Source organism: Bacillus sp. 1NLA3E (genome assembly GCF_000242895.2).
Lineage (GTDB): Bacteria > Bacillota > Bacilli > Bacillales > Cytobacillaceae > Bacillus_BU.
In genome coordinates, this window is sequence record NC_021171.1 from 4316429 (window position 1) to 4332382 (window position 15954).

14 protein-coding genes and 1 pseudogene are annotated in these 15954 nt (G+C 33.1%); 8 read left to right on the forward strand and 7 right to left on the reverse strand.

Features of this window, described 5'->3' with window-relative positions; genetic code table 11:
* Positions 1-13: 13 nt before the first annotated feature.
* The 3 genes from B1NLA3E_RS20725 to B1NLA3E_RS20740 all read right to left on the reverse strand — a co-directional run bounded on the left by B1NLA3E_RS20725 (position 14) and on the right by B1NLA3E_RS20740 (position 3964).
* Entirely contained in the window at positions 14-1243 is a 1230-nt protein-coding gene (locus B1NLA3E_RS20725) for a glycosyltransferase family 4 protein (RefSeq protein ID WP_015595779.1), read from the reverse strand.
* Positions 1236-2696, reverse strand: coding sequence for a flippase (locus tag B1NLA3E_RS20730; protein ID WP_015595780.1), 1461 nt, complete (start codon positions 2694-2696; stop codon positions 1236-1238). The genes B1NLA3E_RS20725 and B1NLA3E_RS20730 overlap by 8 nt, the downstream gene beginning before the upstream one ends.
* 278 nt (positions 2697-2974) lie before the next feature.
* A complete protein-coding gene (locus tag B1NLA3E_RS20740) occupies positions 2975-3964 on the reverse strand; it encodes an LCP family protein (RefSeq protein WP_015595781.1) in 990 nt (329 codons plus the stop codon).
* Between the two features lie 432 nt (positions 3965-4396).
* On the opposite strand from B1NLA3E_RS20740, the gene B1NLA3E_RS20745 reads away from it, so the two are divergent.
* Together B1NLA3E_RS20745 and B1NLA3E_RS26095 are read left to right on the forward strand one after the other, a co-directional pair.
* Positions 4397-7489 (forward strand): Ig-like domain-containing protein, encoded by a 3093-nt coding sequence (locus B1NLA3E_RS20745; RefSeq protein WP_236619591.1) that lies wholly within the window; start codon positions 4397-4399, stop codon positions 7487-7489.
* A 283-nt stretch (positions 7490-7772) separates the two neighbouring features.
* Positions 7773-8819 carry an acyltransferase gene (locus tag B1NLA3E_RS26095; protein ID WP_015595783.1) on the forward strand — a complete coding sequence of 349 codons (1047 nt, stop codon included), beginning with the start codon at positions 7773-7775 and terminating at the stop codon, positions 8817-8819.
* 187 nt (positions 8820-9006) lie between these two features.
* On the opposite strand, the gene galU is transcribed toward B1NLA3E_RS26095, so the two are convergent.
* Positions 9007-9882, reverse strand: coding sequence for a UTP--glucose-1-phosphate uridylyltransferase GalU (gene galU / locus B1NLA3E_RS20755; protein WP_015595784.1), 876 nt, complete (start codon positions 9880-9882; stop codon positions 9007-9009).
* Positions 9883-10247: 365 nt separating this feature from the next.
* Here galU and tagU (B1NLA3E_RS20760) point away from each other — a divergent pair, with 365 nt between their 5' ends.
* Both tagU (B1NLA3E_RS20760) and B1NLA3E_RS25010 read left to right on the forward strand, forming a co-directional pair.
* Positions 10248-11207 (forward strand): polyisoprenyl-teichoic acid--peptidoglycan teichoic acid transferase TagU, encoded by a 960-nt coding sequence (tagU, locus tag B1NLA3E_RS20760; protein WP_015595785.1) that lies wholly within the window; start codon positions 10248-10250, stop codon positions 11205-11207.
* A 209-nt stretch (positions 11208-11416) separates the two neighbouring features.
* Positions 11417-11587: a hypothetical protein gene (locus B1NLA3E_RS25010; protein ID WP_187292120.1), complete on the forward strand. Its 171-nt coding sequence runs from the start codon at positions 11417-11419 to the stop codon at positions 11585-11587.
* Between the two features lie 351 nt (positions 11588-11938).
* Here B1NLA3E_RS25010 and B1NLA3E_RS23400 read toward each other — a convergent pair whose 3' ends face one another.
* The 3 genes from B1NLA3E_RS23400 to B1NLA3E_RS20770 form a co-directional block, all read right to left on the reverse strand.
* Complete coding sequence (locus tag B1NLA3E_RS23400) at positions 11939-12118, reverse strand: hypothetical protein (protein WP_051120174.1); 180 nt, start codon at positions 12116-12118, stop codon at positions 11939-11941.
* 69 nt (positions 12119-12187) lie between these two features.
* Positions 12188-12355 carry a hypothetical protein gene (locus tag B1NLA3E_RS25440; RefSeq protein WP_187292121.1) on the reverse strand — a complete coding sequence of 56 codons (168 nt, stop codon included), beginning with the start codon at positions 12353-12355 and terminating at the stop codon, positions 12188-12190.
* Positions 12356-13031: 676 nt separating this feature from the next.
* Positions 13032-13424, reverse strand: coding sequence for a hypothetical protein (locus B1NLA3E_RS20770; protein WP_015595786.1), 393 nt, complete (start codon positions 13422-13424; stop codon positions 13032-13034).
* Positions 13425-13552: 128 nt separating this feature from the next.
* On the opposite strand from B1NLA3E_RS20770, the gene tagU (B1NLA3E_RS20775) reads away from it, so the two are divergent.
* The 4 genes and pseudogenes from tagU (B1NLA3E_RS20775) (at position 13553) to B1NLA3E_RS25445 (ending at position 15683) form a co-directional block, all read left to right on the forward strand.
* Positions 13553-14491 (forward strand): polyisoprenyl-teichoic acid--peptidoglycan teichoic acid transferase TagU, encoded by a 939-nt coding sequence (gene tagU, locus B1NLA3E_RS20775; RefSeq protein WP_015595787.1) that lies wholly within the window; start codon positions 13553-13555, stop codon positions 14489-14491.
* Positions 14492-14827: 336 nt separating this feature from the next.
* Positions 14828-14971 (forward strand): hypothetical protein, encoded by a 144-nt coding sequence (locus B1NLA3E_RS26100; RefSeq protein ID WP_442852647.1) that lies wholly within the window; start codon positions 14828-14830, stop codon positions 14969-14971.
* Positions 14972-15161: 190 nt separating this feature from the next.
* A pseudogene (locus B1NLA3E_RS25015) lies at positions 15162-15292 on the forward strand (IS481 family transposase); the annotation flags it as partial.
* Positions 15282-15683 (forward strand): hypothetical protein, encoded by a 402-nt coding sequence (locus tag B1NLA3E_RS25445; protein ID WP_187292122.1) that lies wholly within the window; start codon positions 15282-15284, stop codon positions 15681-15683. The pseudogene B1NLA3E_RS25015 and the gene B1NLA3E_RS25445, both read left to right, overlap by 11 nt.
* Positions 15684-15954: the final 271 nt, after the last annotated feature.

Genomic DNA, 15954 nt, shown 5'->3' on the forward strand with positions numbered 1-15954 from the left:
TCCAAAAATAAGTTCATAAATTCCCATAAAGTTTAGAATATATTTTTTCTAAGACTTTGTCCCACACAAAATGTTCTCTGCTGTGTTTTATTATTTCATTATATTTAACGCTAATATCATTAGTATTATCAATAATTTCCTGGAAAGTATTTGTTAATGTCTCGATATCGTCCTGATCAATACTTTTTCCTAAAGTTCCGTAATTTGTGATATCCTCGTCAGCACCGACTTTAGTTGAAACGATATAATTACCAAAATAAATTGCCTCAGGAAAAACTAAAGGAAAGCCCTCACTTCTTGAAGTTAAACAGAACACCTTACTTCTTGCATACCATTCATATAATGTGTTTTTATCATTAATATTTCCGACTAAAACAACTTTATCTTTTAGAGTCGGGTTATTATTATAGAACTCTTGAGTATATTTTCTAAAATTATCTTCTATTGGACCAATTAAAAAAATTTTCCAATTATTTAATTGAAGTTTTTCAATCGACTTTAACAACATTTCATTATTTTTTTCAAATGTTCCTAATCGTCCAACTGTCATAATTATGTTCTCTTTTTCCTCAAATCCCTTTACGAACTTTTCATTCTCAATCTCATCAGGAAAACCGTTTGTTGCCAAAATCAAATTGTGGTTTAACTTGTTATTAGTTAACTCCTGAATCCTATCAAGTGCATACTTAGTCTCAACACTTACTACCTCAAATTTTGTTAACTCAAATTTCATTCTTTTAAAATCAATTGTTCGTTTTATTGTCCTCAAATACGCTTCAATACCCTTTTTATATTTAAAAATATTTAAGCTTGTTTGTTCTTCTTTATTTAATATTTCAAACATTTCGATACCCTTTAAATTTATATCAAGCTTTAAATAGACCTTTCCCTTTGGGTTAAGAAATTTATATAAAAGTCTATAAAAATAATTTTCTTTTTTTAGGTGAAAAAGCATGAGGACATCGATGTTTTTTGCATTTTTGATTAAGTACATTGTGATTGGTGATACAAAATTCCTTATCCACAGCACTTTATTTAACAAATTCTTTTTTAATCTAATTAGGTTTATACCACATTCCATGTTTTTTAGATTATGGTTTCTTTCATTATCATAAAAAACAATTGTGCTTTCAAAATTATATAACTTACTAAAATAAGCAGGAATCATTCCAACGTCCTTAAAAAGGTGGACTCTTTCAAACCATTCAATATCAAAGAGTAACACCATTCTTTTGTTACGCACTTTTGTTCCTCCTAAACAATTTTTCCGCTATCATCATTGAAAATTCTTCCTTTTTCCATAGCAAATATCCAAAATAAATTGTTCCAGATAGTATTCCAGTTATGATCAGATTTATTATGACGCTTTCTTTAATGAATAATTTTGTAATTAATAAACAAATGGTTAACAACAGGCTTGCTTTAACATATTTAAAACTTTCACTATTAAATAACTTTAAGTCTGTATAGCGTCTTGACAATAATATTAAAACTAATACAACAGTTGCTTCAGATAAAACGATTGATATACTAGTTGCATTGTGATAAAGAGTTTTAATTAAAATTAGATTTAAGGCTAAATTTACTAAAGCTCCTGCAAAATTTGCTTTCACCATTGATTTCTCATCATTATGGGCCAAAACAACTTGAAAACCGTAAAAAGTCGCTAAGCTAGTTGCTAAAACTTGAAAAGAGAGTATTTTTAATGAAATACTAGCAGTCGCAAACTCTCCGCCTCCAAAAAAGCGAAGGATATCTTGTGACATAAAAATTATATAAATAATTGAAGGGAAGGCTAAAAAATAAATGAAATTCAATGATTTTTGTGCAAGCTGATTATATTCTTCTTTCATATTTTTATCTAAATAAAATGAAAGCCTTGGTATAAGTACTGTACCTAAAGAACCGATAATAGTGATCATGATTCCTGTTATTTTTCTCCCAGTTGAATAAAATCCTACATATTTGTCTCCAACTAGATTTCCAAGTAAAATAATATCTAAATTAGCATAGATGCTACCAATTAAACCTGCTAAAGATAATGAAAGTATAGGTTTGCTATGTTTCCTTAAATCAAGATTTTTTATCGTAAATCTAATTTTCTTTCTCGCTGCAAAAAGGTTTAAAACATTTGTTAAAACTGTTGCTAACACCGTAATAAATGCATATATAACGTAATCATTGCTATCATGGACTAAAACAAATAACATAATAACCGAAACGATTTTAACCAGTATGCTTCTAATCGCTATAAATTTATATTCTTCGAGCCCACTGTAAAGCCAATCAATTGAAAACAGACTAAGAAATACACTAATCCCCGCTACAAAAAACAATGTCTTTTCGTCCTGCATTTTAGTACTAAAAAGAAATACTATGCTAAAAATTGTAACAGTAATAGCAGTCATGATTGTATTTATTGTAAACAGCTCCGAGAAAATTTTACTACAGGTTTGTTTATTTTCTCGAACCTTTGAAATTTCTTTAATCCCATAAACAGGTATTCCTACCTGAGCAATCATAATAAAATATGCAGCAACAGTGAAAGCATAATTTACCTTACCAATGCCAACTGGACCTAATATTCTTGCAACATACGGAAAGGTTATCAGAGGAAAAATAAAATTCGATAAAGTTAATATTGTATTAAATATATAATTCATTTTTATTGATTTTAGTTTCAATGCTCTCTCCACGCTTTCTCTCCAAAACATAACAAGTACTAATATACATAAACTTTGCACTTACTTCAATATCCACATTGCACCAGGCTGCTATCTCACCCATTTCAATCCGTAAATTTCCACTATAAAAAAAGGACCGCATCTCAGTGACCATACGTGTTTAGTCACATGAGATAACAGCCTTTACCGAATGCGTAGCCACAATTTAATGAGGGAATTATTTTATTCGCCTCGATTTTTGGCTATAAAATTAATAAACCCACTCTTAACTCTTATTTTTAGGTACAAACTCATCTTTTTTGATTAGTAGCATCATTTTTTGAAATCGTTTGATTCTCGTTCCCATTAAGGAATTGATCAATTGCTTGTTTATTTTTCTCGAAATCAATTTCAAGAACTGAACCAGCATGTTCATAACTTCCCGGTGTATATGATTTATCGACCGGAATACGCAATGTTTCAATATTATCAGGTGGATTCAGAAAAAAGTCCTTTAATATCGCTAAACGGTCAATTCCTTCTAAATTGGTATCAATATACGGCTGAATGGTACCTACAAGTTTTGGTAATTTCGCTACACCATTGACACTAATGATCTTATCCTTTAACGCATTTAATACCTTTTGCTGACGGTTTACCCTACCAAAATCACCTTGAGCATCATCTCTAAAACGCGAATACCCTAGTAACTGTTTACCATTTAAATCTTGTAAGCCTGGTTGTAAGACAACACCAATATTTTTGGACATTTTCTTTTCAACATTCATTTCAATTCCATGTGGAGCCAGTGTATCAATAACTGATTCAAATCCCTTAAAATCAATTACAGCATAGTAGTGAATATCAATATCAAAGTTTCGCTTTATTGTTTGTCTAAGTAACTCTGGCCCGCCAAGAAAATAGGCCGTATTTATTTTATAATTCTTATGATCAGGAATTTCCACATAAATATCCCTCATAAGAGAAACGATTTTTGCCGTTTGTTTTTCAGAATCATATTGGGCAATCATAATTGTATCAGTTCGCGACTTTTCCTCGCCTCTGGAGTCTACCCCTAATAAAAGAATATTAACCTTTCCCATTTTTTCTTTTTCAGCACCGTTAAACTCTTTCTTTGGTGTTTCATTCGTAACGGGAGATTTACCTAAGGCTTGTTTTAATCCTTGTGAATATTGATAATATATATATCCTGAAAGCCCTAGTAAAAGTACAAGAATTACAAACGAAACTTTCTTTAATTTAGTCTTTTTTTTCTTTTTTCTGTGTGATAGTCGATTCATTATTTCCATCCTTTTCAATCAGATGATATTCAAAAATTTATTATATCATTTTTTGTAAAAATTTGTTTGGTTCATATAAAATAATTATTAATTTTTTCATCTACCTTTCTGGAAGTTAGTTCTATGCTGACGTAAACCTTCTATTATACTTTTCTTCGGTTTTTCCTATTAATTAATCTAGAAGATACCCCAAAAAGACAAACAATATATTTCATATAATGCCAGATTGCTTTTTCCGAAAGAAAAATCATCTCAATATACTAAATAATATTAGATAAAATTATTTGCCTCATACTTACAACTATTCCTGAAAGTATTTTACTCCTTTAATTGTTTAGTAGGATATATTTTGTTACTATTTATAGAGTGTTGTTATTTAGTAGTTTAATTAATAAAAAGGAGGTGAATATCATCAATAAAGTAACTAAATCTATGCTTTTTGCCTGTTTTTTTACTGTTTTAATATTTCTTAATAATAGTAATGTCCTAGCAAGCAATGTGGTCCTTTCACCTATAGGTTATATTGATTCACCATCTGCTGGTTCGACTGTTAATGGGATCATTGATGTACGCGGTTGGGTTTTAGACGGTAGTGGAGTAGCCAAAGTGGAAGTCATTGTAGATGGGAAATTTGTTGGTGAGGCGCAATATGGTAGTTCGCGGCCGGATGTACAGAAAGTTTTTCCGCAGTACCAAAACGCCAACTCAGGTTATCAATATAAACTTGATACTAAGAAGCTTTCCAATGGACAACACACTATAACCGTTAAATCAACTGGAAATAACGGTTCTACTGTACAGCTTCAAAATATTAAATTTAATGTTCAAAATTTGCCAGCAATGGGAGATATCAATTCACCTGTGGCTGGTTCTACAGTCAGTCGTTACACCAATGTACGGGGTTGGTTTTTAGATGGTAGCGGGATTGTGAAAGTTGATGTCTTAGTTGATGGGAAAATTATTGGTCAAGCTTCTTATGGTAGCCCAAGGCCTGATGTTCTAAATGTTTTCCCACAGTATCAAAACAGTAACTCAGGATATGCATTTGCCCTTGATACAGAGACTCTTTCTAATGGGATACACTCAGTATCAGTTAGAGCAACAGCGATGAATGGTTCCACTAAGGAACTTCAAGGCGTTAAAATGAATGTTCAAAACTTAAAGAATATGCCAGGGATTGGGGATATCAATTCACCAGTAGCTGGTTCTACAGTTAATGGGATCACCAATGTCCGTGGTTGGGTTTTAAATGGCAGCGGAGTTGCTAAAGTTGATGTTTTAGTTGATGGGGCAATTGTTGGCCAAGCGCAATATGGTAGTTCAAGGCCTGACGTAAAAGAAGTTTTTCCGCAATATCAAAACGCTAACTCAGGATTCCAGTTTGAACTTGATACTAAGAAGCTAGCAAATGGACAACATTCTATAACGGTTAAATCAACTGGAAATAACGGATCTACAACACAGCTTCAAACTATCAAATTTAATGTTCAAAATCTCCCAGCTATAGGGGATATCAATTCACCAGTGGCTAATTCTACAGTTAATGGGGTCACCAATGTTCGTGGTTGGGTTTTAGACGGAAGCGGGATTGTGAAAGTTGATGTCTTAGTTGATGGGAAAATTGTTGGTCAAGCTACTTATGGTAGCCCAAGGCCTGATGTTCAAAATGTATTTCCACAATACCAAAACAGTAACTCAGGATATGCATTTGCCCTTGATACAGGGACTCTTTCTAATGGTATACACTCAGTGACAGTTAGAGCTACAGGGATGAACGGCTCTACTAAGCAACTTCAAGTTGTTAATATAAACGTTCAAAATTTAAAGAATATGCCAGGGATAGGGGATATTAATTCACCATCTGATGGTTCTTTAATTAATGGTACTACCAATGTCCGTGGTTGGTTTTTAGAAGGAAGTGGAGTTGCCAAAGTTGATGTTTTAGTTGATGGAAAAATTGTTGGCCAGGCTACCTATGGTAGTCCTCGTCCAGACGTACAAGGAGTTTTTCCAGAATATCAAAACGCTAACTCAGGATATGAATTTAAGCTTGATACTAAGAGTCTTACCAATGGTTCTCACTCAATAACCGTTCAAGCAACTGGAAACAACGGAAAAATAACCGTTTTAAAAAGTTTAATGGTGAATGTCCAAAATCTTGACCATCTACCTACAATGAGATATCTTGATTCTCCAACAGCTGGTTCAACTGTCAATGGGGTAACCAATGTTCGCGGCTGGTATTTGGATGGTAGTGGAGTTGCTAAAATAGATATTTTATTGGATGGTAATATTATTGGTCAAGCTAGCTATGGTTATTCTCGTCCGGACGTACAAAATGCCTTTCCAGAATATTACAACGGTAATGCTGGTTTCCAATTCTCTTTTGATACAATACAGTTTACCGATGGTCAACATACTTTGACAGTAAGGGAAACTGGAAAAAATGGCAATACTAATAGTGTTTCTGTCAACATTACTATTAGCAACGGAAATCCATATCTCGTACTAGATTTAAAGAAACCTGCTAATATTACGGCAAATGATATTATTAATTTCTTTAATCAAAAAAATCATTCCGATAGTCCTCTTAAGAATTATGCCCAAAGTTTTATTGATGCCCAGAATAGGTATGGTGTAAACGCACAATATTTAGTAGCACATGCTATTTGGGAAACCGGCTGGGGCGGATCACAATTAATAGAATACAAGAATAACCTTTATGGATATGGCGCATATGATTCTTGTCCTTTCACATGTGGCTATTATTTCCAATCTGTACCTGATAGTATTTTTAGAGTAGCTTATCAGATTAGGGTTGATTATCTAAATGCGTCAGGAAGTTATTATGAGGGTCCTAATTTAGTAGGAATGAATGTACACTATGCCTCAGATCAAAATTGGAAAAATGGAATTGCTTCTCTAATGAAAAGTATGAAACCATATGACAGTTCATATTATTCCAATATCAATGAGTTAGGAATGTCTTCCATTACTCCACCAAATTTGGTAAGAGATATACCTGCTGGACAACCATATCCAGTGGATACAATCATTAACTTTCCTAGTGGTATAGTTGCAAAAGTTGTCAACACTACATCTCTGACTTTTAGGTCTTTACCATTTGTCTCATCTTCTACCATAATAGGTACTATTAATCAAAATACTGTGGTAAATGTTTTGGGATTTAATACTGACGTATCTTATGATCCAGCTAGTAGTGGGAATTATTCTTATCGTTGGTATAGAGTCAATGTTAATGGTCAAAACGGCTGGCTTTATGGTGGATATTTATCAATTGAAAATTTACTTCAAGTCAACGTTGATGGAGGTTCTCTAAATATTCGTAGTAGTGCTTCTACTGGCTCTAGCATAATGACTAGTGTCATTAACGGGACTTATTTAAAGACTGTTACGATAAATGGAATACCACTAACACAAAATGGTTGGTATAATGTATATCTTCCAAATTCTACAACTACAGGTTGGGTATCTGGAGATTATATTAAACAAATATTAAATTAAAAAAAACACCCCAAAGGTTAATAAAAACCTTTGGGGTGTTTTTCTACTGTGGTTCACAAATTTCAATACTTATACACTATTCTTTATTCGATGAATACCATTACTTCTATCAATCTGTGCTAAGTGATTATGATTTCCATTTTTTGATGGATTTAACAAACATCGTTCCTTTTTTCATGGTATTATTTCAATTCTCTAATGCTTAAATCGTCTACTTGAGATAGAATAATATTATTGAAAAATAATGTCGAACTGTTTTTATTCCATTGATTGGAGATTTATTATGACAAATAAAGAAAATAGGATTCGTGAATCGAACTTTGAATTATTAAGAATTATTTCAATGCTAATGGTTGTTATCTTACATTTTGGTACTCACGGATTTTCAAGATATGTGAATATACCAACATTTTTAACCGGAATTAATGAGTTCATATATTACTTTATAAGATCATTATCCATCATCGCTGTTAACTTATACGTGCTAGTAAGTGGGTACTTTTTATATAAATCTCAGTTTAAATTAAAAAAATTAATAAATCTTTTTTTGATGACAAGTTTCTTTTCTACAATAATTTATATATTATGTATCCTGCTAGGATACACGGATTTTACTTTTGTTAGTTTCATAAAATCTTTATTTGCTGTTTTTTTCGAACAATATTGGTTTGTATCTTTATATTTTATCATGTATATATTATCCCCATATTTAAATAGATTAATTGATCATCTAAATAAGAAAGAGCATTTTAACCTATTGTTAATACTAGTTCTAATTACCACTGTTTGGCAGTTCATATACCCGATTGCAAATATTGGAGTAGCTTCTGGATATGGACTGATTTATTTTTTGTTTCTATATTTACTCGCAGCATATATTCGAAAATATAATTTTATAATGTTTGATTTCGGCAAAAATGTATACCTAATACTATTTATATTTTTAGCCCTTTTTAATGCAATAATAATATATAAATTTAATGATAGTCTTGGTCAATTGTATAATTATAATTCGCCAATCACTCTTTTAATGTCATATTGTCTTTTTCTTTATTTTAAACAAATTAAAATTAAGTCAAGAATAATTAATTTTACTTCGGTCTATGTTTTTGGAATTTATCTAATTCATGAGCATCCTGTTGTTAGAGAAATATTATGGTCGAAATTAGGGATAATAGAAGATGTTATTTCAACTCAAACAAATTTTATAATATTAAAATTTGTTTGTTTCAGCCTTCTTATTTTTATTAGTTGCTGGTTTGTCTCATTAATTTTAAATACAATTTTTAATATATTATTTAATAAAATCTTTTATTGTAATAGGCAATAAGGACACACCTGGAACATAGTAATAAAATTAATTTGGAAATCCTATAATTTTTCCGCTGGAATTGCAGCAGCAAAAAACATGGCTAACCTGAAATCCTTGTGGATGATCAAGAAGCCATGTTTTTGTTAAATCGTGGATACTTTGATTATGAGGGATATATTAAAATTTCAGTTTCCTATAATAAAACTTACTTGTTCTCGCTCAGTGTTTTTTCCATAAATCTCAATAAATCTCCTCTTAGATCTTCTCTTTCAAGTGCAAATTGAATGGTGGTTTCGATAAAACCTAGTTTCTCTCCAACATCATATCTTTTACCTTCGAATTCATAAGCAAATACCCGTTGAATTTGGTTTAATTCTTGGATCGCATCTGTTAACTGTATTTCTCCCCCTGCACCAATTTCTTGCCTTTCTAAAAACTTAAAAATCTCAGGTGTGAAAATATATCTTCCTATAATAGCTAAGTTAGACGGAGCTGACCCTATTCGAGGTTTCTCAACGAAATTTTTCACTTGAAAAGAACGTCCTTGTTGATCTATTGGATCTATTATACCGTAACGGTTTGTCTGATCTTCAGGAACTCTTTTTACTCCAATAACTGAGGAGTGAGTTCTATTAAATTCATTTATTAGTTGTTTCAAACATGGTGTTTCTGAACGAACAATGTCGTCCCCCAATAAAACAGCAAAAGGTTCACTCCCAATAAATTTCCGAGCACACCAAACTGCATGTCCGAGACCTTTCGGCTCTTTCTGTCTGATATAGTGGATATCCACCATTTTTGAAGTTGCTTGAACCTTTTCTAATAGATCAAATTTTTCTTTATCAAATAAGTTTTGTTCTAATTCAAATGCATTATCAAAATGATCCTCTATTGCTCGCTTCCCTTTTCCTGTAACAATAATAATATCTTCTATTCCAGACTCAATTGCTTCTTCGACGATATATTGAATTGTTGGTTTATCTACAATTGGAAGCATTTCTTTTGGCATCGCTTTTGTAGCAGGTAAAAACCTTGTTCCAAGACCAGCCGCTGGGATAATCGCTTTTTTTACTCTTTTCAATGGTTAATCCCCCTTTTTCTGTAAATAAATGTTAGTGTTTCGAAATATTTGATCCATATTGTTAGTCAAAAAGACTTTTCATTAAAAATTATTTCATATGAAATGTAAATACACAATATTTTATCTCCCTTTTTCCTTATTGTTAGTGATTAATATCTTATATATATTGACTTTAAACTTTATTATATTCTTCCCAATTAAGATACCTAACAATATTATTAAACAATTTGTTACCAATTTTCGAGTTTTCACCAAATATACTACAGAAATGTCTATTTCCAAATAATAACCATATATTTTTACCTCAATTTTTGATATTCTATTAAAGATTGCGAAATTTGTTATTTTATGGAGGTAATTTAAAATTGCGAGCCAAAAAGAAAAAACAAAAAAGAAGATGGCTACGTATAGTGGGAATCATTCTATTGTTAATGTTAATTGGTGCCGGTATATACGGTCTTAAAGTTTATAAATCCTTTAATAGTGCTATTGATTCAATGCATCAAACTACTGATAGGAAAAAGTCAGATAAACGAGTAGAGGATGTAACCTTATCAAAAAAAGAACCATTCTCGGTTTTATTACTTGGGGTTGACGAACGTGAGGGAGACAAAGGACGCTCGGATACAATTATTGTTATGACAGTTAATCCTAATAATAAATCTGTAAAAATGTTAAGTATACCAAGGGATACGCGAACCCAAATTATTGGTAAAGGTAAATTGGATAAAATTAATCATGCCTATGCCTTCGGTGGTGTTGACATGGCAATGGCAACAGTTGAAAATTTCTTGGACATCCCTATTGATTATTATGTCGAAATTAACATGGATGGCTTTAAGGATATTGTGGATGCCGTAGGTGGTGTAACTGTAAATAACGATTATGCTTTTGCTTTTGAAGGGACCCGTTTTCCTATGGGTGAATTACAGCTTAATGGAGATAAAGCCTTAAAGTTTTCTAGAATGAGATATCAAGACCCTAGAGGAGATTACGGACGCCAAATCAGACAAAGAGAAATTATTCAAGCTGTAATTGATAGTGGTATAAGTATATCGTCTTTATCCAAATATAATGATATTTTTGATGCACTTAGTGGGAACATAAAAACAAATCTAACTTTTGATGAAATGATGGATATACAAAAAAATTACCGAACTGCTACAAGTAACATTGAGCAAATGGACCCCCTTACTGGTCAAGGGACAAAAATTGACTCTGTTTTTTATATTCTTGTACCGGATGAAGAAAAGGAAAGGATACAAGACGAGTTGAAAAGACAACTTGAGATTAATTCTATTTCTAAAACAGCACAAGCAAATTAGTGAATATAATAAACAGTTTAGATTTCTAGTTTAGGCTGTTTTTATTTTTTTGTAATAATTATTTTTCAAATAATTATTACCTTTGCTACTTAGTAAAATATTTATTGGGAAAGGGTAATATTTCTTCAAGAATGGGCGGAAAGCAATTATAGCACCATCATAAACAAGATTTTATTAGCAATAATTGTAAAACACTTTATCCCCTCTTTATGACAGCTGCAGTTATTATTGAACAAATGGAACCCTTAACTGGTAAAGGAACAAAGATTGATTCCATTTATTATATTCTTGTGCCTGATGAGGAAAAAGAAAGAATTCAAAACGAGTTAAAAATACAGCTTGAGATTAGTCCTTCCTCTCAAACTGCAAGAGTAGATTAAGAGTTTCTAGAAGAAAGAGGGTGTCCCAAAGCAGAACTTTGGGACACCCTCTTTTCTCATTTATTTCCCCATTCCTCCGATATATGCCGCTCCAATCCATCCAATTGCTGAAGTGGATGGAATATAGATCTTCTTGTGGACTCCCTTTATCATTTTGATGGTAAATACCGTTTTCAAGAATTCCCGATTTAAGGAATTGTAAAATTAGTGCTAATACACTACTATCTACAACTTCCTCCTTGATTAATTCTAGGAACTTATCATGTGGGATGAAATCAAAGTACGTCTTTATATCTGCGTCTATTACATACGTGTACCCATCTCTCAAATCCTTCCGGATTTTCCTAATTGCTATGTGAGCACTACGAATTGGACGGAATCCATAACTACAATGAACTTCTGTTCAAAAATCGGTTCAAGAATTCGTTTTGTTGCGGCTTGGATAATGCGGTCTCCTACTGTCGGAATACCTACCGGACGTTTTGCACCATTAACCTTTCGGGATAAAGACTCATCTAACTGGTTTTGCACGGTATGTCTTTGTAGGTAACCACTTTTGGAGCACTCTTAAGTTGTGTTCCAATTCTTTTTCAAAATCTTTTATCTTATTTTATCCACACCATGAGCACCACGATCCTTCTTTACATCATAGAATGCCTGTTCCAAGTTCTGATAGTTCCAGATTTTATCAATTAGTCTGTTCCACTTGCGTTTCTTTTTAGAATCTCTGAATACACGTAAGCTTCGTTTTCCTATTGATTCATTCATGTATCCGTTTCCTTTCCCAATAAGATATCAGAAGTATAGTTGATTCAATTACTAATACCTTTATTAGTACTACGTCCTAAACAACCTACTTTCTTTCGGTCTCAACTCTCTGGCTTCCTGCCTCGTTGACTTCTGTTTAGTACATGACGAATAAATAAGTTCGTATTGCTTTTCTTCCATGGACAGACGGGCCTCGCACCAGTTCACTGCCTTTTGGGTCAATGTCTGCCTTACCAACTCCTTGGTAAGGCGCTTGTCTTTGTGGCATTTCTGACAAGTTTATTCACTACTATCCCCTGCTCTGACTTCTCACCCTCCGTATTCAAATTCTTGTCTATCTCAGCTTTGAAAAAGATTTACCACCTACGGGGGAGAAGATGAGATCTCCTTGGGTCACGTTCTTCGCCTTTCACTTGAAGCAATCCTCATAACTAATAATATGCAGAGTGGTATTGGACGTCCCCATCCTTTGAAAGGTTATCCCATCTTACTACAGCCACCTGTTCCAACTTTGCCTTCAAGTCCTCCGCACAAAATCTCACGATACTCGCACTACCTGTCAGCTATACATTTCCGCCACAACGGTATGTTAGGGACTTTCACCCATTAGAGCGAAGCCCTGCCAAGCGCACAAAGAGACCTAGTTATATTCAATAACTAGGTTGTGTAAACATATTTAATCTTTTTTAAACATTCGTTTGATCAACAAAATTAGTCCTTTAATAAGGAGAAATGCAGCAAAAAATAGTATAAAACCCCAAAGACCAATAACTGCATCATCAAATTCCATTTTCCCCCGACCAGTAATCTTTTGCTGAATTTCAATTGCAAAAACTAAAACTAGCATAATAGTAAATGTATATATAAATGAAATCGCAGTAATGCTATAATTTGCTAAGGTCTTAAAAACCATATGGACGACGAAAAAGGAAATGATCCCAATAACCCCAAAAACCCAAAGGTGTAAATCTTTATCAGTAAGGTCTAAACCAGCATTCTCAGCCAAACCCATTATTAAATCATGGCAATAGTTTACAATATTCGCAAGAAAAAGTATGAATTCTTTCATAATAAACCTCGTTTTTGGAAGTATTTTGTTATATTATTATATCGTACTGCAATTTTTTGTCGGAAACAACTTTAATTGTTGTTATTATTAAATCAGCTCTTTTTTTAAATCTATTAGGAGGCTTCATAATGAATTTACGTTCGGAGAAAAAAGCAAACAAGAAGAAAAAAAAGTGGGGAAAAATATTAATTACCACCTTTGTTCTCATATTTCTTGCTGTTGGGGCGTATGCATATTCTGTTTATCATTCACTATCTAATGCAGTAGATACTATGCATCAGCCATTAAAAAGGGAAAAATCAGAAAAACGCACTGATGATTTGTCGTTAAAAGATGCTCAACCATTTTCAGTTCTGCTTCTTGGGGTAGACCAAAGAAAAAATGACAGGGGCCGTTCTGATTCTATTATAGTCTTAACTGTTAACCCACAAAAAAACTCTGTTAAAATGTTAAGTATTCCCCGTGATACTAGAACAGAGATTGTTGGCAAGGGTACAGTCGATAAAATCAATCACGCTTATGCATTTGGTGGAGTAGAAATGTCAATTGCTACAGTCGAAAAATTCCTTGATATCCCTATTGACCATTATATTCAAATTAATATGGAAGGTTTTAAAGATATTGTGGATGCAGTTGGAGGAGTCACAGTTCAAAATGATCTAGACTTCACTTACGAGGGAGTGCATTTCACCAAAGGAGAATTGAATCTTAATGGAGAGAAAGCGTTAAAATACTCTCGTATGAGATACGACGACCCAAGAGGCGATTTTGGAAGACAAGCTAGACAACGTCAAATCATTCAAGCTGTTATTAATGAGGGCGCCAGCCTAAAATCACTTACTAATTATGGTAATATTTTCAATGCATTAGGTACAAACGTAAAAACCAGTTTAACCTTTGACCAAATGGTCACGATTCAAAGCAAATACAAAGCAGCGAGCAAAAATATGGAACAAGAACAATTAAAGGGGCAAGGCGGGAAAATAGATGGAATTTATTACTTCAATGTCCCTAGTGAAGAGAAAAGTAGAATCCAACTGATATTTAAGGAACATTTGAATTTATAGGAATGAAAAAGTGGATTTTCCTTTTAATATAGTCACTTTATTCCCTCTCAAATACCGTTGAATTTTTCAAATTCCTCCAGAATTGTTTCTATACTTCTCTGAGATAATGTGCTAACTTTTTTGCATATTAGAAGGGGAAGTTTTTTTATGATCATTTCTTATTATTTTGGTATTGGCTTAATAAAATATGAGGCAAGAGGGAAGGAGAATGAATTTTCTTTGTCTGAGGCATGTCCAAACTGCAAATGACTTGCACATGGAAATCTTCACCGTAATGGCTATTACTGGCGGTATGGTGTAACAGAGGAGGCAACCTTACGAATCCCTATTTGTCGTATGAGATGTTTACAATGTGGGGTAAATTTTTCTATCCTTCCGGACTTCCTAATCCCTTATTTTCAACATACTATCCATACGATTTTAGAGCGAGTGAACCAAATCCTTCAGAAGAAAAATGTGAACGGCAGTCTCAGTTATTGAGATATCATCTTAAACGATACCTTAGGAGTATTAATTGGGCTCATAGCTTCTTTATCAGCTTAGGGAAGGCCAGTGGAATGGCGGGGGATATAAAAAAGAGGCCACAAAATATATGAAAATGATCCTTGATTTTGGCAAATCACCCTTCTTACGAAGGTCATGGGGTCACTTATCAAAATACGCGCAATTTTTCTCGTTAGAGAAGTTTGATGGATTGAGAGTAGTCACGAAAGAAGCATTAATTCGAAAAGGTAAACCAACAATTATTTATGCAGATAATGGCAAGATCTATCGTCTGAAACGCTTCAATATGCATGTGCTGGATATCGCCATTTTATTTAATTTTCAAATGGATTCAACGAATCCTTTTATCCTAGTTTTAGCAGGCTTACCACATTTAAAGACACGATTAGCATTAAATCATCATCGTCCACTTTCTCAGAGAATGATTATGAAATATGAGATTCAGCCTTTAACTAGAGAGGAAGTTTCTAATTATATTGATCATCACATGAAGCTAGTAGGAGCAAAGATGCTCATCTTTACAGAAACAGCAGTAGAAGCAATTGCATTACTATCCCAGGGCTGGCCTCGGGTCAATATTGTGCTCGTTTTACAGACAAAGGTTATAAAATACAATTTGACATCTCTTTTTTCTGAATTTTTAACAGTGATTTCTCCCCAATCCACTTGGATCTGTTGTCATTGGTAATTCCTCCACGGCCTCATGTTGACGAACACGAACAACCTTGGGGATATGATAGATATCTCTCATTTCACTTACATAGGAGCGAACTGTACTTCCTCCAATATTAAATGAAGGATATCGTTCTTTGATCCAGTCCTCCACTTGAGCAGAAGAAAATCTGGATGCTCCTTGAGCCAACTTAATATTTGGCCTGATATTGATCCAACTTCTTTGTCCTACTCCTTAACGATAAAATCCAATCCGAAGCATCCTCCAGTGTCATCTCCAAATACTT